The sequence below is a fragment of the Thiomonas islandica genome, from assembly GCF_055383445.1.
Genome location: NZ_AP042391.1, coordinates 207,367 through 229,748, shown reverse-complemented (window position 1 = coordinate 229,748; position 22,382 = coordinate 207,367). Strand labels below are relative to the sequence as shown.

Here is a 22,382-nt window from a genome sequence, read left to right as displayed (position 1 = left end):
GGATTGCGGGGCGACAAGAGGCGCTCATTGGGGGGGATTCAGGCGCGGTGATACGGATGCCCGCTGAGCAGACTGTGGGCACGGTAGAGCTGCTCGGCCAGCAGCACCCGCACCAGGCCGTGCGGCAGGGTGAGATCGGACAGGCGCAGCAGGGTGTCGGCGCGCTGCTTGATGCGCGGCGCCAGGCCGTCCGCACCGCCGACGACCAGCGCCACGTCGCGCCCGTCCTGCCGCCAGAGCCGCAACTGTTCGGCCAGCGCGGCGGTGCTCAGGCGCTGGCCGTGCTCATCGAGCGCCACGACACGGGCGCCCAGCGGCAGCGCGGCGTTGATGCGCTGCGCCTCGCGCTCCATCACCGCCTCTGTGCTCAGGTTGGAACTGCGGGTTTCGGCACGGATTTCCTTCAGTAGCAGCGGGGTTTCGGGCGGCAGGCGCTTGGCGTAGTGGGCATAGGCCTCGTCCACCCAGCGCGGCATGCGCTGACCGACGGCGAGCAGCCAGAGTTTCATCCGCAACCGGTCCCAGCAGCGTGCCCTGGCAAGCGGTCAAGACATCAGCTTCTTGGCGGCCACCCGCTTGGCCGGGGCCTTGCGCGTGGCGGTCTTGACCGCGGTTTTTTTGGCAGTCGCAGGTTTTGCTCCCCGACTTTGCGCCGCACCTCTGGCAGCAGGCGCTGCGCTGTCGGTTCCGGCCCGCTTGCGCGCAGGCGTGGACGCAGCCGATGGGGCCGGGCGCGCGCCGGCAGCCGTGCCGACGACACGGGTGACGCGCTTTTTCTCGACGCTGGTTTCACCATCGGGCAAGGTGCGCACCGGGACGGTTTTCGTCGCGGGTCGTTCCGCTGCGGCTTTCTTGGCCGCAGGGCGCTTGGTGGCGGCGGTCTGGCGGGCGGTCTTGCGCACGGGCGCGTCGGTGGCTTCCTCCGGCGCGTCGGGGCGGCTGTCCGGGCCCTGGGCAATCACTTTGACCGCTGCCCGGCCCCCCGTTTTTTTCGCCCCGCCCAGCTTGAGATGCACCGGCTTGGCGCCCCAGAGTTCTTCCAGGCGGTAATACGCGCGGATCGGCGGCTGCATGATGTGCACCACCGCAGCGCCGCAGTCCACCAGCACCCATTCGCCGGTTTCCTCACCCTCTGGGTTGCGCACCTCGAACCCGGCGGCCTTGACGCTGTCGCGCACGCTGCTGGCCAGCGCGCGGGTCTGACGGTTGGAAGTGCCACTGGCAACGATCACCCGGTCGAACAGGCTGGTGAGTGCTTCGGTGTTGAACACTTCGATGTCTTGCGCCTTGACGGCCTCGAGGGCGTCGACGATGGTGCGTTGCAGTTTGCGGATATCCATGCGGTTTCAGTGCTGGTAGAGGCGATGTCGTGCGATGTAGTGTGCCACAGCCGCGGGCACCAGGGCGTCAAGCGGCAGGCCGCGCGCGATGCGCTCGCGCACCCGGGTGGCCGACAGATCGATCTCGGGCATGGCCAATCGGTGCAGGCGGTGGCCGTGCGCAGCCAGTGCGGCGAGCAGCTCGGGCGGGGCGCTATCGTCATAGCCGGGACGACGCGCAGCGGCCAGATCGACCAGCGCGACGATCTCGCGCCAGTCGTTCCAGGTGGGCAGGTTGCGCAACTGGTCGGCACCAAGGATGAAGGTGAATGCGGTGTCGGGGTGGGCGGTGCGCAATGCGCGCACGGTGTCGATGGTGTAGCTGGGGCCCTCGCGCCTGATCTCGATGTCGCAGGCACGCAGCCCCGGCAGGCCGGCGATGGCCAGATTCACCATCTCCCAGCGCTGCTGCGCACTGGCGGCCAGTGGTTCGCGCTGCCACGGCTGGCCCGCGGGGATGAACCACACCGCGTCCAGCGCCAGTTCGGTGCAGGCACTGTGCGCAAGCTGCAGATGCGCGTTGTGGATGGGGTCGAAACTGCCGCCGAGCAGGCCGATGCGCGGCAGCATGGCGGCAGCGGTCAGGTTCACGGCTCGGCGGCCCAGTCGCGCGGCTTGAGAAACACCTCATACAGCCGCGCCTCGGGAGAACCCGGTTCGGGATGCCAGTCGTAGCGCCACTTCACGATCGGCGGCATGGACATCAGGATGGATTCGGTGCGTCCGCCCGATTGCAGACCGAAGTGCGTACCGCGATCCCACACCAGGTTGAACTCGACATAACGCCCGCGGCGGTAGGCCTGAAAGTCGCGCTCGCGCTCGCCATAGGGCAGGGCGCGGCGGCGCTCCACGATGGGCAGATAGGCAGGCAGAAAGGCATCGCCCACTGCGCGGATCAGCGCAAAGCCGCGGTCGAAGCCGCCATCGGCGTAGTCGTCGAAAAACACCCCGCCAATGCCGCGCGGCTCGTTGCGGTGCTTGAGAAAGAAATAGGCGTCGCACCAGGCCTTGAAGCGCGGATAATGATCGTCGCCGAACGGCGCCAGCGCTGCCTTGCAGGTGCGGTGAAAGTGCGCCGCGTCCTCCTCGAAGCCGTAATAGGGCGTCAGGTCCATACCGCCGCCGAACCATGCCACCGTCTCCTTGCCTTCAGGTTCGGCCATAAGCATGCGCACGTTCATGTGCACCGTCGGCACATACGGATTGGTCGGATGGAACACCAAAGAGATGCCTAGCGCCTCGAACGGCGCGCCGGCCAGATCGGGCCGGTGCTGGGTGGCCGAAGGCGGCAGCTTCGGCCCGCGCACATGCGAGAAATTGCAGCCGCCGCGCTCGAGCAGCCCGCCGAACTCGATCAGGCTGGTGATGCCGTCGCCCTGCAGCGGCGAGTCGGCCGGGCGCGTCCACGCATCCCGCCGGAACCGCTGGCCGTCGGCGGCCTGCAACGCATCGAGGATGCGGGTCTGGAGATCGAGGAGGTAGGTTCGGACCAGGTTGGTTTGCATGTCGGCAGGGCGAGCTATTTTGACGCAGCCCCGATTTTTTCATCACGCCCGGCGCGACTAGAAGAAAGGCACAGGGCGCAAAAAAGCCCAGGCGACCTGGGCTAGAAAATTGTGGTGGACCGAAGGAGGATCGAACTCCCGACCTCTGCATTGCGAACGCAGCGCTCTCCCAGCTGAGCTATCGGCCCTAAAGCCGCAATCATAACCGAGCCTAGACTGCAGGGGTTCGTCCGGCGGTTTGGGCGCAGGTAACCAACGGTATCTTCGATCGTGAGATGCGTCGGCCGGACCTACCATCAGTTGGTGACGAATCTAGTTCTAACAGGCCGTTGAAAAACTACTGCGGTGGGCCATCTGCGGCGTTGCGCGGTGCGCGCTGCCTCGCCTATCTATTTGATAGGTCTCGGTCGCTGCGCGCCGTGCGCCTTGCATCTGGCCATCCTCGCGACGTTTTTCAACGGCCTGCTAAACCCTCTGGGGTGGGAAGATGCGATACGACGCTGCGGTTCTCGACCGTGAATACAACAATCGCGAGCTGGTCCCGGATTGGGCGGACTATGTGGGCAGGTGGAGGCGCGACTCGCAGGAGGCGCGGCTGAACTGGCCGTGTCTGCTGGATCTGGCGTATGGCGAGTCGATCACGCAGACGCTGGACTGGTTCGCGCCGGCGGCCGCAGGGCCGGCGCCGTGCCTGGTGTTCATCCATGGGGGCTGGTGGCGCTCGCTGGACAAGGCCGATCACAGCTTCATCGCGCCGGTGTTCGTGGCGCGCGGGGTGCATGTGGTGGTGCTGAACTATTCGCTTGCTCCCGCTGCGTCGATGCAGCAGATCGTGCTCGATGTGGTGCAGGCGCTGGCCTGGGTGTGGCGGCGGGCGGAGGAGTTCGGAGTGGATCGCTCGCGCATCGTGTTGGCGGGGCACTCGGCCGGCGCGCACCTGGCAGCGATGATGCTGGCCTGTCGCTTCGACTGGTATGGCGTTGATCTGCCGCGGCAGATTCCGGCCGGGGCGCTGGCACTGTCTGGGGTGTACGACCTGGAGTCGGTGCGCAGGACGGCGTTTCTGCAACGCGACCTCAAGCTCAGCCAGCATGCGGCGCGGGCGATGTCTCCCGCCTGGCTGCCACCTGCCGGGCCGGCGCCGCTGGCGCTGGCGGTGGGCGAGGCCGAGTCGCAGGCATTCCATGTGCAGACGCGGCTGATGCATCGTCACTGGCCGCAGGTCGGAAAGACGCTGATCGTTCCCGGTGCACATCATTTTTCGGCGCTCGATGCCCTGGTGCAGCCGGCGGCAGCGCTGCACCGGCGTCTGTGGGCGCTGCTCGGCGCCCAGCCGCCCGGTGCCGAGCTGTCTGGCGATGCCCAGCAGGCGGCGGGTGAGCTGTCTGCGTCATAGAGCCTGCTGCGCCTGTAGCACGCGCAGCAGGCTGGAGGTGTCGTCCTTGCCCCAGCCGGCCTGCATCAACGCGTCGAGCTGATGCTTGACTAGTTCCAACGTCGGCAGGTGCAGACCGGCCTGCTGCGCAGAGGCGGCGATTAGGCCGAAGTCTTTGGCGTGCAGTCTGGCCTCGATGCCCGCGGCGAACTCCTGCCGGGCCATTTTGGGGCCCATCAGGTCGAGCATGCGACTGCCGGCAAAGCCGGTGGAGATGGCGTCCAGCATCGCCTGCGCGTCCACGTCCTGCCGCGTGGCGTAGAGCACGGCTTCAGCGATGGCCTGGATGGTGACCACCTGGATGAGTTGGTTGCAGGCCTTGGCCACCTGACCGCTACCGCTCGGACCGACATGACGCACATGCCGTCCGAGCACGCGCAGCAGCGGCAGGGCGCGCTCGAACACCGCGCGGTCGCCGCCGACCATGATGCTCAGGCTGGCCTGTCTGGCGCCGTTGACTCCGCCGGAGACCGGCGCGTCGAGAAAATGCAGCCCAGCCTCCGCCAGGGTTTGCGCGATCCGGCGGGCGCCTTCCGGGGCGATGGTGCTGTGGTCGATGCAGATCGTTCCCGCCCGGGCGCCGTGCAGCACACCGTCTGCGCCGCAGAGCACTTCCTGCACGTCCTCGGTCGAGGTCACGTTGGTGAACACAAAGGAGGCCTGTCGCGCTGCCTCGGCGGGCGTGGCGCATGGCTGCACGCCCAGCGCAGCCGCGGCGTTGCGCGATGCGGCGCTGCGGGCATAGACACGGGCGCTGCAACCGTGCCGCAGCAGATGCGAGAGCATGGGGGTGCCCATGGCACCCAGGCCGATGAAGGTGATGGAAAGGGTCATGTGCCTGTTGGCGAACAGCCTGCAGAAAGTGATGCGGATCAACCGCGCCCGCATCGAGGCGGGCGGGGTCGGTTCAACCTGCATTGTCCACCGCGCGCGGCTGCGGCGCGATTGGTGGCGATCGGGCTTGCAGGACCCGCGGCGCCACGGCTGGTTACACTCAAGTCCAATCTATCTGCCCAGTGTGGGTTGAGGTTTTTCCCGAGAGAGAAACGACATGCTGCTGATGGTTTTGTCCCCTGCCAAATCGCTCGACTACACCACACCGCCCACCACGACCCTGGCGACCCAGCCACAGTTCGTCGAGCAGGCCAAGGTGCTGGTCGATGGTCTGCGCCAGCAGAGCCCGCAGCAGCTCGCGGCGCTGATGGGGATTTCCGACAAGCTCGCTGCGCTCAACGCCGCGCGCTTTGCCGAGTGGAAGCCCAGCTTCACGTCGCAGGACAGCAAGCAGGCGGTGCTGGCGTTCAACGGCGATGTGTACGAGGGGCTGGATGCGCCCAGCCTGAGCGAGGCCGATCTGCAATGGGCACAGCAGCATCTGCGCATTCTCAGCGGGCTGTACGGCGTGCTGCGTCCGCTCGATCTGATGCGGCCTTACCGTCTGGAAATGGGCACGGCCTGGCCCAATGCCAAGGGTAAGGATCTCTACGCCTACTGGGGCAGCCAGATCGCAGAAGCAATCAATGCCGATCTTGCCGCCGGCTCGGGCGAACCGGTCCTGGTGAACCTGGCATCCGATGAATATTTCCGCAGCGTTGACCGCAACGCGCTCAAGGCGCGGGTGGTGCAGCCCGTGTTCCAGGACGGCACGCCGCAGACCGGGTACAAGGTGGTGAGCTTTTACGCCAAGCGCGCGCGGGGGCTGATGGCGCGTTATGCGATCCAGAACCGGCTGAACGAGGTCGAGCAGCTCAAGGGTTTTGCCAGCGAGGGCTACCGCTTCGTGCCCGAGGCGTCCAGGGCCGACCAGTGGGTGTTCCGTCGCGACAAGGCCGCAGCATGAGCGCACTGTCCCTGCTGACGGTCTACGGTCTGGCCCAGTGCGACACGGTCAAGCGTGCGCGGCAGTGGCTGGATGCGCAAAGGCTGGCGTACCGCTTTGTCGATTTCAAGAAAACACCGCCCGGTGCGGCGCAGATCGCCGCCTGGGCGGATGCGGTCGGCTGGGACGCCCTGCTGAACCGGCGCGGCACTACCTGGCGCCGGCTTGCCCCAGCCGTGCAAGACGGCGTGATGGATGCGGCCAGCGCAGTGGCGCTGCTGGTGCAGCACCCCAGCGTGATCAAGCGCCCGGTGGTCGAGGGCGGCAAGGCGCTTCTGGTGGGCTTTGATCTGGCGCAGTGGAGCGCGGTCTTACCAGGCCGTTGAAAAACTACTGCGGTGGGCCATCTGCGGCGTTGCACGGTGCGCGCTGCCTCGCCTATCTATTTGATATGTCTCGGTCGCTGCGCGCCGTGCGCCTTGCATCTGGCCATCCTCGCGACGTTTTTCAACGGCCTGCTACTGATGCAGCAGGCTGGCACGCCAGCGGTCTGCGCCAACATCTCCACGTCCTGACCCTTGCTGCGCGTGAGAGGGGGTGGGCTGTCTCCTCCCCCGCAGGGTAGGGAGGCTGGGTGGGGGACGGTCAAATGCGCCGCGCCAGATAGGCGCCCAGCGCTAGCAGGGTGAGGGTGGGTGGCAGTCCCCATGCGGCGGGGATGACCGAGGCGTCGCACACATGCAGATTGGGGCTGTGGCAGCTCAGATTCTCGTCCACCAGTTCTCCCAGCCGCACGCTGCCGCCGGGGTGCGCGGCGACCCAGGGCGAGGCATATGGCTTGCCGCTGCCGGCAGCGCGCAGCACCGCACGTGCTTGCGCCACTCCAGCCTGCATGCGTTGCCGGTCTGCCGCGCCGAAATGGCGCCAGGGTCGGCCCAGTGTATCGATGCGGCCTGCGATCTCGTCGCGGATTTTGACCATGATCATCGCGGTATGGCCGTAGCTGAACAGCTGATCGGGTCGCCCCGCCGCCCAGGTGAAGGCGCGGAAAAAATTGCCCGGGATGGTGATGTCCGACAGCATGAAGCCGGCGTCCGTATCGAGGTAACCGGCGGACATCGAAATTTCCTGCGGCGCGCGGGCAATCGGCAGGTGGCCCATGACAATGCGCAGCGGATCGCAGAAAAAACCGCTTCCCGCCCGTTTCACCCCGCTGTGCTGCAGGATGGCCGGACTGGCAATGCCGCCGGCGCTCAGAATCACCCGGCCTGCACGGAAGGTCTGCAGCGCGCCGTTGCTGCGTGCTTCCACCCCGATCGCGTGACCCTGTGCAAACAGCACGCGCAGCACCTGCACGCCAGTATGCAACTGCGCGCCATGCTCGACCGCCTGCTGCAGCAGGCGGTGGGTGGACCAGAACGCCTCTGCCGGGCAGCTTCCATCGTGGCAGAGAGACTGGTCGATCATCTTGGGCAGGGGGTGCCACTGCAGGCCGAGCGCCCGCCCCGCCTGCATCAGCCGGGCGGCTATCGGGGCCATCAGGTCAGAGCGCAGAGGAGCGTGCGGCAACTCGGCCAGCACCTGCTGCAGCGGCGCGGACAGATCGACGCCGTACTGCGCAAATAGGGCAAGTGGCGGCGGTGTGGCAGTGTGGTAGAAGGTGACCGAGCCGCCGCCCACGCGCAGGCTGCGCAGCAGCACCACGCCGGGTGCGATGTGCATCGCCTCTTTTCTGCGCAGCAGCTTGAGCAGATTGGTGCCCGCAGGCGGGCCGGCGCCTTGCTCCAGAATGCGTACGCGCGCGCCGGCGCGGGCCAGATCGCGGGCCACCTGGGCCCCGGCCGGGCCGGTGCCGACGACCAGCACATCGGCGCCCGGCGCGGTGGCGGTCATGCGACGGCGTTCAGGCGGCGAGCAGTTGCCGCAGCACGAAAGGCAGGATGCCGCCGTGCCGGTAGTAATCGACCTCGATCGGGGTGTCGATGCGCAGCCGCAGCTTGACCTGCTGGCTGCTGCCGTCGGTGCGGGTGATGATCAGCAGCGCATCCTGCTGCGGTTGCAGGGTGTCGCCCAGCTCGATCGCAAAGGTTTCGTTGCCGGTGATGCCCAGCGACTGCCATGAATCGTTGCCGAGGAACTGCAGCGGCAGCACACCCATGCCCACCAGATTGGAGCGGTGGATGCGCTCGAAGCTGCGCGCAACCACGGCTTTGACGCCCAGCAATTGCGTGCCCTTGGCCGCCCAGTCGCGGCTGGAGCCGGTGCCGTATTCCTCGCCGGCGAAGATGACGGTCGGCGTGCCGTCGGCGATGTATTGCATCGCTGCATCGAAAATGGACATCTTCTTGCCCGAGGGCTGCAGCAGGGTGACGCCGCCTTCTTCGCGCGAGCCGTCGGGCAGCGGTGGGATCATCAGGTTCTTGATGCGGACATTGGCAAAGGTGCCACGCATCATCACTTCATGGTTGCCGCGGCGCGAACCGTAGGAGTTGAAATCGGCCTTGGCCACGCCGTTGGCCAGCAGCCACTGGCCGGCAGGGGAGGTCTCCTTGATCGAGCCCGCCGGCGAGATGTGGTCGGTGGTGATCGAGTCGCCGAACAAGGCCAGCGCCCGCGCGCCGCGGACATGCAGCGTGATGGCCGCAGGCTGCATGTCAAAGCCGGCGAAGAACGGCGGCTCGGCGATGTAGGTGCTCTTGGGCCAGTCGTACACCTGCCCTTTGGTGCCTTCGATCTTTTTCCACAGCTTGCCCGGATCGGTGGCCACCTGCGCATAGTTCTCTTTGAACACTTTGGGGTTCATCGCGAACTTCATCAGCTTATTGACCTCGTCGCTGCTTGGCCAAATGTCTCCCAGATACACCGGCTTGCCGCCCTTGCCGTAGCCCACCGGTTCGGTCATCAGATCGCGGCGCACCGTGCCGGCCAGCGCGTAGGCCACGACCAGCGGCGGACTGGCGAGGAAATTGGCCTTGATGTTGGGATGGATGCGCGCCTCGAAGTTGCGGTTGCCAGACAGCACCGCGGCGCATACCAAGTTGTTGGCTACCACGCTGGCCTCGATGTCGGGTGCCAGCGGGCCGGCGTTGCCGATACAGGTGGTACAGCCATAGGCGGCCACGCTGAATCCGAGCTTTTCCAGATACGGCAGCAGACCAGCCCTTTCCAGATAGTCGGTGACCACGCGCGATCCCGGCGCCAGCGAGGTCTTGATGTGCTTCTTGACCTTCAGCCCGGCCTCGACCGCCTTTTTGGCCAGCAGCCCGGCGGCCAGCAGCACGCTCGGGTTGGAAGTGTTGGTGCACGAGGTGATGGCGGCGATCAGCACGTCGCCGTCAGCGATGTCCAATCCGGACGATTTGGCTGCGGGCTTTGTATCGGCATGCGCGGCGCTGAGGGTGGATCGGTTGGCCACCATTTCGACCACAGCACGCTCGGCTCCCGGTGTAGCATCTGGACCGTCGCCATCACCCTTGCCGTTGTTGGTGACAGGGAATCGTTTGTTCAGACGCTCGGCTGGCTGGTTGAAGCCGTTGTCGGCCACCGGCGCGGAGAACAGGGTTTCGAACTGCTGCTTGACATGGCCCAGTTCGATGCGGTCCTGCGGACGCTTGGGCCCGGCCAGCGACGGGGCAACTGTGCCCAGATCGAGGCTGAGCGTCTGCGAGTAGTCGATCTGGCCGGCCTTGGGCACGCCGAACAGCTTCTGCGCCTTGAAATAAGCCTCGAACAACTCGATTTCGGCCTTGGTGCGGCCGGTGCCCTTGAAGTAGTCGATGGTCTTGTCGTCCACCGGGAAAAAGCCCATGGTCGCACCGTACTCGGGTGCCATGTTGCCGATGGTGGCGCGGTCGGTGACGGACAGACTGGCCGTGCCCTCGCCGAAGAACTCGACGAATTTGCCCACCACCTTGGCCTTGCGCAGCATTTCGGTGACGGTCAGCACCAGATCGGTGGCGGTGACGCCGCCGCGCAGCCGGCCCTTGAGCTCCACGCCGACCACATCGGGCGTGAGGAAGTACACCGGCTGGCCGAGCATCGCGGCCTCGGCCTCGATGCCGCCTACCCCCCAGCCGACCACGCCGATGCCGTTGATCATGGTGGTGTGGCTGTCTGTGCCCACGAGCGTGTCGGGATAGACCGTGCCGTCCTTGGCCTTGTGCACGCCGCGGGCCAGATATTCGAGGTTGACCTGGTGGACGATGCCAAAGCCCGGCGGCACGACGCCGAAGGTGTCGAACGCCTGCATACCCCATTTCATGAACTGGTAGCGCTCGCGGTTGCGTTGGAATTCGAGCTGCATGTTCAGGTCGAGCGATTTTTTGCTACCGTAGGAGTCGATCATCACCGAGTGATCGACCACCAGATCGACCGGCACCAGCGGCTCGATCGCCTTGGGGTTCTTGTGCATGCGCGCAGCGACGCTGCGCATCGCCGCCAGATCGGCCAGCAGCGGCACGCCAGTGAAGTCCTGCAGCACCACGCGGGAGACGACGAAGGGAATCTCGTCGGTGCGCGCGGCATTGGGCTTCCAGCCGGCGAGCTGCCTCACGTGCTCGGCGCTGACCTTCTGACCGTCGCAATTGCGCAGCACCGACTCGAGCACGATGCGGATCGACACCGGCAGCCGCGATAGATCGGCGCCGAGTTCCTTGCCGAGCTGCGCAAGGGAGTAGAACTGCGCGGTCTTGCCCGAGGCGGTCTTGAAGATCTTGCGGGTCTTGGCAAACGGGTGCGCGGGGGCGGCGCTGGCTGGTTGGGCGGGCATGGGGTTCTCCGGATTCAGATGACGTAGAGATCGACGTAGTCGTTGACGGGCATGGACTCGAGCAAACCCTGGTCCAGCGACACGTCGGCAATGGCCTTTTGCTGCTTAGGCGGAAAGCGCCGCGCCAGATTGGTGCGGAACTTGGCTTCGAGCAGCGGAATGCCCTCGGCACGGCGGCGCTTGTGACCGATGGGATACTCGACGACGACCTCGGGCAGCACCGTGCCGTCCTTGAGGGTGACGGTCAGCGCATTGGCGATCGAGCGTTTGTCCGGGTCGTGATAGTCGCGGGTGAACTGCGGGTCTTCGACACAGGTGATGCGCTCGCGCAGCGCGTCGATCCGCGGATCGGCGGCGACGGCGTCCTCGTAGTCGGCAGCGGTCAGGCGGCCGTACAGCAGCGGCACCGCAACCATGTACTGGATGCAGTGATCGCGGTCAGCCGGGTTGTTCAGCGGGCCCTTCTTGTCGATGATGCGGATGCAGGCTTCGTGGGTGCGGATGACGATGCTGGCGATGTCATCCGCGCTCCTGCCTGCGGCCCTGAGCTGCCCGTGCAGCGTCATCGCTGCCTCTACCGCGGTCTGGCTGTGGAACTCCGCCGGGTAGCTGATCTTGAACAGCACGTTTTCCATCACATAGCTGCCGTAAGGCCGCTGGAACTTGAACGGCTGGCCGCGGAAGCTCACGTCGTAAAAGCCCCAAGTCTTGGCGGTGAGTACACTGGGGTAGCCCATTTCGCCGGTCTTGGCGATGAGGGCCAGGCGCACGCCGCGGCTGGTGGCATCTCCAGCGGCCCAGCTCTTGCGGCTGCCGGTGTTGGGCGCGTGACGATAGGTGCGCAGTGCCTGCCCGTCGACCCAGGCCTGCGACACCGCGTTGATGATCTCCTCGCGCGACAGCCCGAGCATGCGCGCCACCACCGCGGTGGTGGCCACCTTGACCAGCACGACATGGTCGAGCCCGACCTTGTTGAAGCTGTTTTCCAGCGCGATCACGCCCTGGATTTCATGCGCCTGGATCATTGCGGTGAGCACGTCGCGCATGACCAGCGGCTTCTTGCCCACGGCCACCGCGTTGCGGCTCATCCAGTCGGCCACGGCGAGAATGCCGCCGAGGTTGTCCGACGGGTGTCCCCACTCTGCCGCCAGCCAGGTGTCGTTGAAGTCCAGCCAGCGGATCATCGTGCCAATGTTGAACGCCGCCTGCACCGGGTCGAGCTGGAACTGCGTGCCCGGCACGCGGGCGCCGTGCGGCACGATGGTGCCCGGCACGATGGGGCCGAGCAGCTTGGTGCAGGCGGGATACTCCAGCGCTTCCAGTCCGCAGCCGAGGGTGTCGATCAGGCAGTTGCGCGCCGTCTGGTAGGCCAGCGCGCTGTCGATCTCGGTCTGGAGAACGTAGTCAGCAATGTCGACCAGAACCTGGTCGGGGGTGGGGCGGACGTTGGAAATCGCTGCGGACATGGACAGGGTTTATTGGATGGGAACGCAATCGTCGGCCAGTCGCGTCATGTTCTTTTTGTCGAACAGCATGCTCTTGGTCGGGATCTGGATGAGGACGAAGCCGGCCTTGGTATCGTCGAAGTGGTAGGCCCCGGTGGACGTGGGCTTGCGCTTGAGCAGGTAGTGCTTGCGGTTCCAGGTCACCAGCACTTCCTGGTCATCGGCCGCCTCGACCTTGATGTCCAGCGGCTCGTGGCGCGCGCCGCACACCATGCGGCCATCCTTGAAGGCGAACACCGGGTTGACATCGGGGTAGCCGTTTTCGGTGCCCGTGGGCTGGGCCTGCGCCGACTCGGGGGTGAGCAGGGCAGGGGTGGCCGCGGCGGCGGTGGCCACCGTGGTGGCTTTCGCGGCGGGTTTGATCCTGGCCTTTGCCTTGTGGGTTGGGTTGGGCTTTTTGACGGCGCCGGCGGGCTCGGCGGCGTGCGCCGGCAGCGCCAGAGCAAAGGATAGGCCGAGCAGGCCGCAAACGAGGGACAACTTGCGCTTCATATCAGACGTCTCCAGGAGCAGGACCACGAAGTCGTGAAGCTTTGTGCTGCGCGCCCGCAGGCGCAGTTACGCCCTGCCAGCAGGCCGCTCGCGACGAAATCTTCACCACTTCCACGCAAAACGCCCGCTCCAGAACGTCGCCGGAAGCTGAACAGACACGGCTGCATCGGAGAGATTGCGCGTGACCGGCCTCAGGCACGCTGTGCGAGCGGCACGAACTGCAGATTTTCTGGGCCAGTGTAATTCGCGCTGGGACGAATGATCTTGTTGTCCTGTCGCTGCTCGACAACATGCGCGCTCCAGCCGCTGGTGCGCGAGATGACGAACAGCGGCGTGAACATGGCAGTGGGCACGCCCATCTTGTGGTAGCTAACGGCGCTGAACCAGTCGAGATTGGGGAACATTTTTTTCACGTCCCACATCACGGTCTCGAGCCGCTCGGCGATGTCGAACAGCCGCATGTCGTTCTGGTCGGCAGACAGGCGGCGCGCCACTTCCTTGATGATCTTGTTACGCGGGTCGGCGATGGTGTAGACCGGGTGACCAAAGCCGATGACCACCTCCTTGTTGGCCACACGCCGGCGGATGTCGGCCTCGGCTTCGTCGGGGCTGGCGTAGCGACTCTGGATGTCGAACGCCGCCTCGTTGGCGCCGCCGTGCTTGGGGCCGCGCAGCGCACCGATCGCACCGGTGATGGCGCTGTACATGTCGCTGCCAGTGCCAGCGATGACCCGGGCGGTGAAGGTGGATGCGTTGAACTCGTGCTCGGCATACAGAATGAGCGAGGTGTGCATCGCCCGCTCCCACAGCGCGCTGGGTTTGTGGCCGTGCAGCAGGTGCAGGAAGTGGCCGCCGATGGAATCGTCATCGGTCTGTACCTCGATGCGCCGCCCGTTGGCGGCCCAGTGCCACCAGTACAGCAGCATCGAGCCCTGGCAGGCCATGAGCTTGTCGGCGATGTCACGCGCGCCGGCGGCGCTGTGATCGTCTTTCTCGGGCATCACGCAGCCCAGCACCGACACCCCGGTGCGCAGCACATCCATCGGGTGCGCGGACGCCGGAAGCTGCTCCAGCGCGGTCTTGACCGCGGCGGGCAGGCTGCGCAGGCGTTTGAGCTTGGTCTTGTAGGCGGCGAGTTCGGCCACATTGGGCAGCTTGCCATGCACGAGCAGATACGCCACTTCCTCGAACTCGCAGGCCTCGGCCAGGTCGAGAATGTCGTAGCCGCGGTAATGCAGATCGTTGCCCGTGCGGCCCACGGTGCACAGCGCCGTGTTGCCCGCGGTCACGCCCGAGAGTGCAACCGATTTTTTTGGCTTGAAGGTCATGCCGCTGGGCGTGGTATCGTCACTCATGGCTTGTCTCCTCGTCCCTCGTTATGGGTTGGCTTTGCCGGAAAACAGCGCGTCAAGACGCTGCTCGTAAGCGTGATAGCCGATGCTCTCGTACAGTTCGGCGCGGGTCTGCATCAGCGGCAGCACGGCCTGCTGCGTGCCGTCGCGCCGGATGGTCTGGTAGACGGTCTGCGCGGCCTTGTTCATCGCGCGGAAGGCCGACAGGGGATACAGCGCCATTGCCACCCCGGCGCTGCGCAGCTCGTCCACGGTGAATAGTGGCGTGGCGCCGAATTCGGTGATGTTGGCCAGCAGCGGCACACCCACGGCGGCGCCGAATTTGCGGTAGGTGTCCAGATCGAGCGCGGCCTCGGCAAAGATGGCATCCGCTCCGGCTTCGGCGCAGGCGCGGGCGCGGTCGATTGCCGCGTCCAACCCTTCGACCGCGATCGCATCGGTGCGAGCGATGATGAAAAACGCCGGGTCGGTGCGGGCGTCGACCGCAGCCTTGATGCGGTCGACCATTTCCCCGCTGCTGACGATTTCCTTGCCTGGGCGGTGGCCGCAGCGCTTGGCGCCAACCTGATCTTCGATATGCAGGGCGGCGGCACCAAACTTGATCAGGCTCTTGACCGTGCGTGCGATGTTGAAAGCGCTGGGACCAAAGCCGGTGTCCACGTCCACCAGCAGCGGCAGGTCGCACACGTCGGTGATACGCCGCACATCGGTGAGCACGTCATCCAGGGTGTTGATGCCCAGATCGGGCAGGCCCAGCGACCCGGCAGCTACGCCGCCGCCCGACAGATAAATGGCGCGGAACCCCGCCTGCTGCGCCAGCAGCGCATGATTGGCATTGATCGCGCCGATGATCTGCAGCGGGCATTCCTGGGCAAGCGCCTGGCGGAAGCGTTCACCCGCGGTGGGTTGCATCATGGCGCGCGCTCAGAGCAGATGCTGTACGCCGGCCTTTTCTTCTTCCAGTTCGGCCAGGGTTTTGTCCAAACGCTCGCGGGAGAAGGCGTCGATCGGCAGATCGCGCACCAGTTGGTACTCCCCGTTGGCGCAGGTGACCGGAAAGCCGAACACGATGTCCTTTGGAATGCCGTAGGCGCCGTCCGACGCTATGCCCATGCTCACCCACTTGCCCTGTGTGCCCAGCACCCAGTCGCGCATATGGTCGATCGCCGCATTGGCGGCAGACGCGGCCGAACTCAGCCCGCGCGCCTCGATGATCGCCGCGCCGCGCTTGCCCACGGTGGGCAGGAATACGTCGCGGTTCCAGGTCTCGTCGTTGATCAGGTCCTTGACCGACTGCCCGCCGACCGTGGCGAAACGGTAGTCGGCGTACATGGTGGGCGAGTGGTTGCCCCAGACGCAGACCTTTTCCAGCTCGGCCACCGGTCTGCCGATCTTGGCGGCCAGTTGACTGAGTGCGCGGTTGTGGTCCAGGCGCAGCATGGCGGTGAAGTTCTTTGCCGGCAGATCGGGTGCGGACTTCATCGCGATGTAGGCATTGGTGTTGGCCGGATTGCCGACCACCAGAGTCTTGACCGTACGTTTGGCCACGGCATTGAGCGCCTTGCCCTGCGCGGTGAAGATCTGCGCATTGGCCGAGAGCAGGTCACGCCGCTCCATGCCGGGGCCGCGCGGGCGCGCGCCCACCAGCAGGGCATAGTCCGCATCCTTGAACGCGGTGTTCGGATCGCTGTGCGCGCTCATGCCCGCCAGCAGCGGAAAGGCGCAGTCTTCGAGCTCCATCATCACGCCCTTGAGCGCCTTTTGCGCCTTTTCGTCTGGAATCTCGAGCAGTTGCAGGATGAGCGGCTGATCGGGCCCGAGCATCTGGCCGGAGGCGATGCGAAACAGCAGGGCATAGCCGATCTGGCCGGCTGCACCGCTGACGGTCACGCGGACGGGGGCTTTGGACATGGAGGGCTCCTGTGGGTGGGGCGGATGGACGGCGGCGATGCCTTGGCTGCATTGGCGCGCCGTTGTGCATTGCAGTATGCGCAGGGAGTGTAGGTCGCTGCTGCAGCACAGTCAACCACTCATCTATCTTATATAAGATGTTTTTTAACAAACGCTGGACAAGGCATCTATCCCTATGCTGCAATGCACGACATGATGGCGTCCCGTACTGCTTCCGACCCGGCTGCCCAGGCGCAGGCGCCGGCGGCCTCGAACCCGAGTTTCAGCCCGTTGTACCGTCAGATCAAAGGGCTGATCACTCGTGGCCTGCAGCAGGGTGAGTGGAAGCCGGGCGAGCTCATCCCTAGCGAGGCCGAGCTAGCGCGGCGTTTTGGTGTCAGCCAGGGTACGGTGCGCAAGGCGGTGGACGAACTGGCCGCCGAAGGGCTGCTGTTGCGCCGTCAGGGGCGCGGCACCTTCGTCTCCACGCATCACGAGGAGCGGGTGAAGTTCCGCTTCCTGCGCCTGGTGCCCGACACGGCGGAGGGCGACCGGGCGCAGCCACAGCCGCAACCCATGGAGCGGCAGTTTCTCGAGTGCAAGCGCACCCGCGCCCCGCAGGAGGTGGCGCGGGCGCTGGGCATTCGCAGCGGCGAGGCGGTGACCCAAATCCGCCGGCTCCTGCTGCTGGCCGGCAGACCGGTGGTGTACGAGGACATCTATCTGCCGGGGGCGGTGTTTCGCGCCTTGACCGCCGAGCGGCTGGAGAGCTACCGCGGGCCGCTTTACGCGCTGTTCGAGTCGGAATTTGCCACCCGCATGGTGCGGGCCGAGGAAAAGCTGCGCGCGGTCAACGCCAGCGAGCAGGAGGCGAGGCTGCTGCAGGTCGATCCAGGCCAGGCGCTGCTGCTGGTGGAGCGGCTGTCGTTCAGTTATGGAGACCATCCGGCGGAGTTTCGCCGCGGGCTGTACGACACCCGCCATCACCATTACCGCAACGAACTGAGCTGAGCGGCTGCTACGGAGAAAACTATCGCAGCGGATGGGTTGTTTCATGCTGCAACGCAATAGACTGAAAACACCGAGACAATCCCCAAGCACCTTGCCACGACTTCGCACTCTTTCATAAACGGCGTCTTGCCGCGCGCATTCTGTTCACAACGAGGTCAGCATCATGACAACAAAACCCGCGTCGCCACCGGCCCGGCCGGTCTACCGCAATATCCACATCACCCAGATCGTCCGCTACCGATTGCCGCTCGCGGGCATCGTCTCCATCCTGCACCGCATCAGCGGCGGGGTGATGTTTCTGGCGCTGCCGCTGGCGCTGTGGGCGTTTGACGCCAGCCTGCGCAGCCCCGAAAGCCATGACGCAGTTGCACGGTTTCTGTCCAACGGCGCTGTCAAGCTGATCCTGCTCGGCCTGTTCTGGGCGCTGATGCACCATCTGGTGGCGGGGCTGCGGCACCTGTGGATGGACGCCTTTCATGCGGTGAGCAAGGCGCAAGGGCAGCTGCTGGCCATGCTCACCCTGGCCGTATCGCTCGGTCTGACCGCCTTGTTTGGCCTGAAATTGCTGGGGGTGTACTGACATGGGCGGCAACAACATCGGCAACAAGCGCCTGGTCGTTGGCGCACATTACGGCCTGCGCGACTGGATGGCGCAGCGCGTCACCGCGGCGGTCATCGCGTTGTTCGCGCTGGTGCTGCTGGTTGAATTCCTGGCGCCCGGGCCGCTGGACTATGCCCGCTGGCACGATCTGTTCGCGCAGCAGTGGATGAAGCTGCTGACCTTTGTCACAGTCCTGGCGCTGACCTACCACGCCTGGGTCGGCATGCGCGACATCTGGATGGACTACGTCAAACCCGTGGGTGTGCGTCTGCTGCTGCAGATCGGCACCATTCTGTGGCTCTTGGCTTGCGCCGGCTGGGCCTTGCAAGTGTTGTGGAGAACGTAAATGCAGGTCAGCAATCGCAAATTCGATGTGGTGGTGGTGGGCGCGGGCGGCTCCGGGCTGCGCTGCGCGCTGCAACTGGCGCGCGCCGGGCTGGACGTGGCCGTGCTGTCCAAGGTGTTTCCGACCCGTTCACACACCGTGGCAGCGCAGGGCGGCATCGGCGCCGCCCTGGGCAATATGAGCGAGGACAATTGGTACTGGCATATGTTCGACACGGTCAAGGGATCGGACTATCTCGGTGACCAGGACGCGATCGAATTCATGTGCCGCGAGGCGCCCAGCGTGGCCTACGAGCTGGAACACATGGGCATGCCGTTCGACCGCAACCCCGACGGCACGATCTACCAGCGTCCGTTCGGCGGCCATACCGCCAACTTTGGCGAAAAGCCAGTGCAGCGCGCCTGCGCCGCAGCCGACCGCACCGGCCATGCCATGCTGCACACCCTCTATCAGCAAAACGTCCAGGCCCGCACCCATTTCTTTGTCGAGTGGATGGCGCTGGATCTGATCCGCGACGCCGAGGGCGATGTGCTCGGCGTGGTCGCGCTGGAGATGGAAACCGGCGACGTGACCATTTTCGAGGGCAAGACCACGGTGCTGGCCACAGGCGGCGCCGGGCGCATTTTTGCGGCCAGCACGAATGCCTTCATCAACACCGGCGACGGTCTGGGCATGGCCGCGCGGGCGGGCATTCCGCTGCAGGACATGGAATTCTGGCAGTTTCATCCCACCGGGGTGGCGGGAGCCGGCGTGCTCATCACCGAGGGTGTGCGCGGCGAGGGCGGCATTCTGCTCAACGCTAACGGCGAGCGCTTCATGGAGCGCTACGCCCCCACTTACAAAGACCTGGCGCCGCGCGACTATGTGTCGCGGTCGATGGATCAGGAAATCAAGGAAGGTCGCGGTGCCGGGCCGCGCAAAGATCATGTGCTGCTCAAGCTCGATCACCTAGGCGCCGAGACCATCATGAAGCGGCTGCCGTCGATCCGCGAGATCGCCATCCGCTTTGCCAATGTCGATCCGATCAAGGAGCCCATCCCCGTGGTGCCCACCATCCACTACCAGATGGGCGGCATCCCGGCGAACATCCACAGCCAAGTGGTCGCTCCGCGGGGCGACGATCCGGCGGCCGTGGTCGGCGGGCTTTACGCCATTGGCGAGTGCTCCTGCGTGAGTGTGCATGGCGCCAATCGCCTGGGCACCAATTCACTGCTCGATCTGATGGTGTTCGGCCGCTCAGCGGGCAATCACATCATCCAAAGCGGCATTCACCAGCGCAGCCACAAACCCCTGCCCAAAGACGCCGCCGAGCGCGCACTGGCGCGTCTTGCCCGACTAGATGCTTCCACGAGCGGCGAAGGCAGTCACGTGGTGGCCGAAGCGATCCGCGCCGCGATGCAGGCCCATTGCGGCGTGTTCCGCACCGACAAGCTCATGACCGAAGGCGTGCGGGCGATCAACCAGATCGCCGACCAGGTGGAGCACATCCACCTCAAGGACAAGTCCAAAGTGTTCAACACCGCGCGCATCGAGGCGCTGGAGGTCGACAACCTGATCGAGGTGGCCAAGGCCACCATGGTGTCTGCCCAGGCCCGCAAGGAAAGCCGCGGTGCGCACTATCACAACGACTACACCGAGCGCGACGACCAGAACTGGCTCAAGCACACCCTGTGGTGGCGCGAGGGCAACCGCCTGAGCTACAAGCCCGTGCAGATCAAGCCTCTGACCGTCGAACCGTTCAAGCCCAAGGCCCGTACTTTCTGATGCATCAATCGCCCGCATTGCGGCGAGCACGAGGAGCGCACATGAGTGAGACGCGCAAGATGAGATTCTCGATCTACCGCTACGACCCGGATAAGGACGCGCGGCCCTACATGCAGGACTACGAGGTGACGCTGCAGCACACCGACAAGATGCTGCTCGACGCCATCCAGCGCATCAAGTGGGAGCTCGACGACTCACTATCCATCCGCCGCTCCTGCCGCGAGGGCGTTTGCGGATCGGACGCGATGAACATCAATGGCAAGAACGGCTTGGCCTGCATTACCAACCTGCTCACGCTGAAAGAGCCCGTGGTGCTCAAGCCGCTGCCCGGGCTGCCGGTGATCCGCGACCTGATCGTGGACATGACCCAGTTTTTCAACCAGTACCATTCGATCAAGCCCTATCTGGTCAACAATACTCCGCCGCCGGAAAAGGAACGGCTGCAAAGCCCGGCCGAGCGCGAGGAGCTCAATGGGCTGTATGAATGCATCCTGTGCGCAAGCTGTTCTACCGCATGCCCGAGTTTCTGGTGGAATCCGGACAAATTCGTCGGCCCGGCTGGTTTGCTGCAGGCCTACCGCTTCATTGCCGACAGCCGCGACGAAGCCACCGGCGAGCGGCTGGACAATCTGGAAGACCCCTACCGCCTATTCCGCTGCCACACCATCATGAACTGCGTGGACGTCTGCCCCAAGGGGCTGAACCCGACCTTGGCGATCAGCAAAATCAAGGAAATGATGGTGCGCCGCGCCGTCTGACGTGCCGTGATGCAGCCCACGAGCGACAGCGCCAGTGCCGCCGACCTTTCCCGGTTGCGCTGGCGCGCGCGACGCGGCATGCTGGAGAACGACCTGATCCTGCAGCGTTTTTTTGTCCAGCGCCGCGCACCGCTGGACAAGGAAGAAGCGGACGCCCTCAACGCCCTGCTGGCGCTGGACGACAACACCCTGTTCGATCTGCTCGTGCGCCACGCGGCGCTGCCCAGCGAGCTGGATCGGCCACGGGTGCGGGCGTTGCTTGCATGCCTGCAGAGCCTGTGAGTCAGCGATGCCGCTGGCTTGTCCCTATTTGTCCCCGAAGCGCGTCTTCGGGAGTTCCATTTCACAGTTCCCGGAGAATCGAACATGACCGCCACCAGTGACAAAGCCATCCTTTCGTTCAGCGACGGCTCGCCCAGCGTCGAGCTGCCGATCCATAAGGGCACGATCGGCCCGGATGTGATCGACATCCGCAAGCTCTACGCCCAGACCGGCAAGTTCACCTATGACCCGGGTTTTCTGTCGACGGCCTCGTGCAGTTCGGCAATCACGTACATCGACGGCGACAAAGGCGAGCTGCTCTACCGCGGCTACCCCATCGAACAGCTGGCCGTGCAATGCGACTACATGGAGGTCTGCTACCTCATCCTCTACGGCGAACTGCCGACCGCGGCGCAGAAACAGGCGTTCACCGAGCGCATCACTCGGCACACCATGGTGCACGAGCAGATGCAGTTCTTTCTGCGCGGGTTTCGCCGTGATGCGCACCCGATGGCGGTGCTCACCGGGCTGGTCGGCGCCATGTCGGCGTTCTACCCCGACTCAATCAATGTGCACGACCCTGAGCAGCGTGACACCTCGGCCATCCGCCTGATCGCCAAGATGCCGACGCTCGTGGCCATGGCCTACAAGTACAACATGGGGCAGCCCTACATCTACCCGCGCAATGAGCTGAGCTACGCCGGCAATTTCATGCGCATGATGTGGGCCACGCCCTGCGAGGACTATGTGGTCAACCCCGTGGTCGAGCGCGCGCTCGACCGCATTTTCATCCTCCATGCCGACCACGAGCAGAACGCCTCGACATCGACCGTGCGGCTGTGCGCGTCGAGCGGCACCAACCCGTTTGCCGCGATCGCCGCTGGCGTGGCCTGCCTGTGGGGCCCGGCGCACGGCGGCGCCAACGAAGCCTGCCTGAACATGCTCGAAGAAATCCAGGCGCAGGGCGGCGTGGCCAAGATCGGCGAATTCATCTCCAAAGTCAAAGACAAAAGCTCCTCGGTGCGGCTGATGGGCTTTGGCCACCGTGTCTACAAGAACTACGACCCGCGCGCCAAGCTCATGCGCGAAACCTGCCACGAAGTGCTCGATGCGCTCGGGCTGCACGACGATCCGCTGTTCAAGCTCGCGATGACGCTGGAAAAAATCGCGCTCGAGGACGACTATTTCATCCAGCGCAAGCTCTATCCCAACGTCGATTTCTACTCGGGCATCGTGCAGAAGGCCATCGGCGTGCCGGTGTCGCTGTTCACCGCCAACTTCGCGCTGGCGCGCACTGTGGGCTGGATCGCCCAGCTCAACGAAATGCTCACCGACCCTGAATACAAGATCGGCCGCCCGCGCCAGCTGTTCACCGGCTCTGCGCGGCGCGATGTCAAGCCCATCGCGGAGCGCGGCTGATCGGTCGGCATTGACTCAGCGCTTGAGGGTGCAAGTCCCTCCGCGAGCTGACCACAGCGAGCGAAGCCAAGCGCAAC

At 65.2% G+C, this 22,382-nt stretch carries 22 protein-coding genes and 1 tRNA gene; 10 read left to right on the top strand and 13 right to left on the bottom strand.

Going from position 1 to position 22,382, the window contains the following annotated elements:
- Window positions 1-38 precede the first annotated feature (38 nt).
- From rlmH to ACZ47F_RS01080, 5 genes are all read right to left on the bottom strand, one after another.
- Complete coding sequence (rlmH, locus tag ACZ47F_RS01100) at window positions 39-509, bottom strand: 23S rRNA (pseudouridine(1915)-N(3))-methyltransferase RlmH (protein WP_464925472.1); 471 nt, start codon at window positions 507-509, stop codon at window positions 39-41.
- Window positions 510-545: 36 nt separating this feature from the next.
- Window positions 546-1,340: a ribosome silencing factor gene (gene rsfS / locus ACZ47F_RS01095; RefSeq protein ID WP_464925471.1), complete on the bottom strand. Its 795-nt coding sequence runs from the start codon at window positions 1,338-1,340 to the stop codon at window positions 546-548.
- Between the two features lie 6 nt (window positions 1,341-1,346).
- Window positions 1,347-1,949 carry a nicotinate-nucleotide adenylyltransferase gene (gene nadD, locus ACZ47F_RS01090; protein ID WP_464926552.1) on the bottom strand — a complete coding sequence of 201 codons (603 nt, stop codon included), beginning with the start codon at window positions 1,947-1,949 and terminating at the stop codon, window positions 1,347-1,349.
- A 17-nt stretch (window positions 1,950-1,966) separates the two neighbouring features.
- On the bottom strand, window positions 1,967-2,884 hold the full coding sequence (gene hemF / locus ACZ47F_RS01085; protein ID WP_464925470.1) for an oxygen-dependent coproporphyrinogen oxidase: 918 nt from the start codon (window positions 2,882-2,884) through the stop codon (window positions 1,967-1,969).
- Between the two features lie 112 nt (window positions 2,885-2,996).
- Window positions 2,997-3,072, bottom strand: a tRNA-Ala gene (locus ACZ47F_RS01080).
- Between the two features lie 299 nt (window positions 3,073-3,371).
- On the opposite strand from ACZ47F_RS01080, the gene ACZ47F_RS01075 reads away from it, so the two are divergent.
- Complete coding sequence (locus tag ACZ47F_RS01075) at window positions 3,372-4,280, top strand: alpha/beta hydrolase (protein WP_464925469.1); 909 nt, start codon at window positions 3,372-3,374, stop codon at window positions 4,278-4,280.
- Here ACZ47F_RS01075 and ACZ47F_RS01070 read toward each other — a convergent pair.
- On the bottom strand, window positions 4,275-5,153 hold the full coding sequence (locus tag ACZ47F_RS01070; RefSeq protein ID WP_464925468.1) for an NAD(P)-dependent oxidoreductase: 879 nt from the start codon (window positions 5,151-5,153) through the stop codon (window positions 4,275-4,277). The two genes, ACZ47F_RS01075 and ACZ47F_RS01070, sit on opposite strands and share 6 nt — an antisense overlap.
- A 217-nt stretch (window positions 5,154-5,370) precedes the next feature.
- On the opposite strand from ACZ47F_RS01070, the gene yaaA reads away from it, so the two are divergent.
- Together yaaA and ACZ47F_RS01060 are read left to right on the top strand one after the other, a co-directional pair.
- A complete protein-coding gene (gene yaaA, locus ACZ47F_RS01065; protein WP_464925467.1) occupies window positions 5,371-6,159 on the top strand; it encodes a peroxide stress protein YaaA in 789 nt (262 codons plus the stop codon).
- On the top strand, window positions 6,156-6,524 hold the full coding sequence (locus tag ACZ47F_RS01060; RefSeq protein WP_464925466.1) for a Spx/MgsR family RNA polymerase-binding regulatory protein: 369 nt from the start codon (window positions 6,156-6,158) through the stop codon (window positions 6,522-6,524). Before yaaA ends, ACZ47F_RS01060 begins: the two co-directional genes overlap by 4 nt.
- A 259-nt stretch (window positions 6,525-6,783) precedes the next feature.
- Here the strand turns inward: ACZ47F_RS01060 and ACZ47F_RS01055 are convergent, their stop codons facing one another.
- From ACZ47F_RS01055 to ACZ47F_RS01025, 7 genes are all read right to left on the bottom strand, one after another.
- Window positions 6,784-8,031, bottom strand: coding sequence for a GMC family oxidoreductase N-terminal domain-containing protein (locus tag ACZ47F_RS01055; protein WP_464925465.1), 1,248 nt, complete (start codon window positions 8,029-8,031; stop codon window positions 6,784-6,786).
- Window positions 8,032-8,041: 10 nt separating this feature from the next.
- Window positions 8,042-10,906 carry an aconitate hydratase gene (locus tag ACZ47F_RS01050; protein ID WP_464925464.1) on the bottom strand — a complete coding sequence of 955 codons (2,865 nt, stop codon included), beginning with the start codon at window positions 10,904-10,906 and terminating at the stop codon, window positions 8,042-8,044.
- 14 nt (window positions 10,907-10,920) lie between these two features.
- Entirely contained in the window at window positions 10,921-12,372 is a 1,452-nt protein-coding gene (locus tag ACZ47F_RS01045; RefSeq protein WP_464925463.1) for a bifunctional 2-methylcitrate dehydratase/aconitate hydratase, read from the bottom strand.
- 9 nt (window positions 12,373-12,381) lie between these two features.
- A complete protein-coding gene (locus ACZ47F_RS01040; RefSeq protein WP_464925462.1) occupies window positions 12,382-12,903 on the bottom strand; it encodes a hypothetical protein in 522 nt (173 codons plus the stop codon).
- Window positions 12,904-13,094: 191 nt separating this feature from the next.
- Entirely contained in the window at window positions 13,095-14,258 is a 1,164-nt protein-coding gene (gene prpC, locus ACZ47F_RS01035; protein WP_464925461.1) for a bifunctional 2-methylcitrate synthase/citrate synthase, read from the bottom strand.
- Window positions 14,259-14,279: 21 nt separating this feature from the next.
- Window positions 14,280-15,170 carry a methylisocitrate lyase gene (gene prpB / locus ACZ47F_RS01030; RefSeq protein ID WP_464925460.1) on the bottom strand — a complete coding sequence of 297 codons (891 nt, stop codon included), beginning with the start codon at window positions 15,168-15,170 and terminating at the stop codon, window positions 14,280-14,282.
- Window positions 15,171-15,179: 9 nt separating this feature from the next.
- The gene (locus tag ACZ47F_RS01025) at window positions 15,180-16,166 is read right to left on the bottom strand and encodes a malate dehydrogenase (protein WP_464925459.1); all 987 of its coding nucleotides are present in this window, start codon (window positions 16,164-16,166) and stop codon (window positions 15,180-15,182) included.
- 183 nt (window positions 16,167-16,349) lie between these two features.
- Between ACZ47F_RS01025 and ACZ47F_RS01020 the strand changes: the two genes are divergently transcribed.
- The 7 genes from ACZ47F_RS01020 (at window position 16,350) to gltA (ending at window position 22,305) form a co-directional block, all read left to right on the top strand.
- Window positions 16,350-17,156 (top strand): GntR family transcriptional regulator, encoded by an 807-nt coding sequence (locus tag ACZ47F_RS01020; RefSeq protein WP_464925458.1) that lies wholly within the window; start codon window positions 16,350-16,352, stop codon window positions 17,154-17,156.
- Window positions 17,157-17,319: 163 nt separating this feature from the next.
- Complete coding sequence (gene sdhC, locus ACZ47F_RS01015) at window positions 17,320-17,736, top strand: succinate dehydrogenase, cytochrome b556 subunit (protein ID WP_464925457.1); 417 nt, start codon at window positions 17,320-17,322, stop codon at window positions 17,734-17,736.
- Between the two features lies 1 nt (window position 17,737).
- Window positions 17,738-18,103, top strand: coding sequence for a succinate dehydrogenase, hydrophobic membrane anchor protein (sdhD, locus tag ACZ47F_RS01010; RefSeq protein ID WP_464925456.1), 366 nt, complete (start codon window positions 17,738-17,740; stop codon window positions 18,101-18,103).
- On the top strand, window positions 18,104-19,867 hold the full coding sequence (sdhA, locus tag ACZ47F_RS01005; protein WP_464925455.1) for a succinate dehydrogenase flavoprotein subunit: 1,764 nt from the start codon (window positions 18,104-18,106) through the stop codon (window positions 19,865-19,867).
- Window positions 19,868-19,908: 41 nt separating this feature from the next.
- On the top strand, window positions 19,909-20,625 hold the full coding sequence (locus ACZ47F_RS01000) for a succinate dehydrogenase iron-sulfur subunit (protein WP_464925454.1): 717 nt from the start codon (window positions 19,909-19,911) through the stop codon (window positions 20,623-20,625).
- Window positions 20,626-20,634: 9 nt separating this feature from the next.
- Window positions 20,635-20,907, top strand: coding sequence for an FAD assembly factor SdhE (locus ACZ47F_RS00995; protein WP_464925453.1), 273 nt, complete (start codon window positions 20,635-20,637; stop codon window positions 20,905-20,907).
- 84 nt (window positions 20,908-20,991) lie between these two features.
- Window positions 20,992-22,305, top strand: a complete 1,314-nt coding sequence (gene gltA, locus ACZ47F_RS00990) for a citrate synthase (RefSeq protein ID WP_464925452.1) — start codon at window positions 20,992-20,994, stop codon at window positions 22,303-22,305.
- Window positions 22,306-22,382 lie beyond the last annotated feature (77 nt).

Excerpts from the sequence above, each read along its gene's own strand:
- ACZ47F_RS01060 (WP_464925466.1), top strand. The coding sequence starts at position 6,156 with ATGAGCGCACTGTCCCTGCTGACGGTCTACGGTCTGGCCCAGTGCGAC.
- sdhA (WP_464925455.1), top strand. The coding sequence starts at position 18,104 with ATGCAGGTCAGCAATCGCAAATTCGATGTGGTGGTGGTGGGCGCGGGC.
- gltA (WP_464925452.1), top strand. The coding sequence starts at position 20,992 with ATGACCGCCACCAGTGACAAAGCCATCCTTTCGTTCAGCGACGGCTCG.
- nadD (WP_464926552.1), bottom strand. The coding sequence starts at position 1,949 with ATGCTGCCGCGCATCGGCCTGCTCGGCGGCAGTTTCGACCCCATCCAC.
- ACZ47F_RS01045 (WP_464925463.1), bottom strand. The coding sequence starts at position 12,372 with ATGTCCGCAGCGATTTCCAACGTCCGCCCCACCCCCGACCAGGTTCTG.
- sdhC (WP_464925457.1), top strand. The coding sequence starts at position 17,320 with ATGACAACAAAACCCGCGTCGCCACCGGCCCGGCCGGTCTACCGCAAT.
- prpC (WP_464925461.1), bottom strand. The coding sequence starts at position 14,258 with ATGAGTGACGATACCACGCCCAGCGGCATGACCTTCAAGCCAAAAAAA.
- ACZ47F_RS01025 (WP_464925459.1), bottom strand. The coding sequence starts at position 16,166 with ATGTCCAAAGCCCCCGTCCGCGTGACCGTCAGCGGTGCAGCCGGCCAG.
- ACZ47F_RS01070 (WP_464925468.1), bottom strand. The coding sequence starts at position 5,153 with ATGACCCTTTCCATCACCTTCATCGGCCTGGGTGCCATGGGCACCCCC.
- ACZ47F_RS01020 (WP_464925458.1), top strand. The coding sequence starts at position 16,350 with ATGCACGACATGATGGCGTCCCGTACTGCTTCCGACCCGGCTGCCCAG.
- yaaA (WP_464925467.1), top strand. The coding sequence starts at position 5,371 with ATGCTGCTGATGGTTTTGTCCCCTGCCAAATCGCTCGACTACACCACA.
- ACZ47F_RS01000 (WP_464925454.1), top strand. The coding sequence starts at position 19,909 with ATGAGTGAGACGCGCAAGATGAGATTCTCGATCTACCGCTACGACCCG.
- hemF (WP_464925470.1), bottom strand. The coding sequence starts at position 2,884 with ATGCAAACCAACCTGGTCCGAACCTACCTCCTCGATCTCCAGACCCGC.
- rlmH (WP_464925472.1), bottom strand. The coding sequence starts at position 509 with ATGAAACTCTGGCTGCTCGCCGTCGGTCAGCGCATGCCGCGCTGGGTG.
- prpB (WP_464925460.1), bottom strand. The coding sequence starts at position 15,170 with ATGATGCAACCCACCGCGGGTGAACGCTTCCGCCAGGCGCTTGCCCAG.
- ACZ47F_RS01050 (WP_464925464.1), bottom strand. The coding sequence starts at position 10,906 with ATGCCCGCCCAACCAGCCAGCGCCGCCCCCGCGCACCCGTTTGCCAAG.
- ACZ47F_RS01055 (WP_464925465.1), bottom strand. The coding sequence starts at position 8,031 with ATGACCGCCACCGCGCCGGGCGCCGATGTGCTGGTCGTCGGCACCGGC.
- ACZ47F_RS00995 (WP_464925453.1), top strand. The coding sequence starts at position 20,635 with ATGCAGCCCACGAGCGACAGCGCCAGTGCCGCCGACCTTTCCCGGTTG.
- sdhD (WP_464925456.1), top strand. The coding sequence starts at position 17,738 with ATGGGCGGCAACAACATCGGCAACAAGCGCCTGGTCGTTGGCGCACAT.
- ACZ47F_RS01075 (WP_464925469.1), top strand. The coding sequence starts at position 3,372 with ATGCGATACGACGCTGCGGTTCTCGACCGTGAATACAACAATCGCGAG.
- ACZ47F_RS01040 (WP_464925462.1), bottom strand. The coding sequence starts at position 12,903 with ATGAAGCGCAAGTTGTCCCTCGTTTGCGGCCTGCTCGGCCTATCCTTT.
- rsfS (WP_464925471.1), bottom strand. The coding sequence starts at position 1,340 with ATGGATATCCGCAAACTGCAACGCACCATCGTCGACGCCCTCGAGGCC.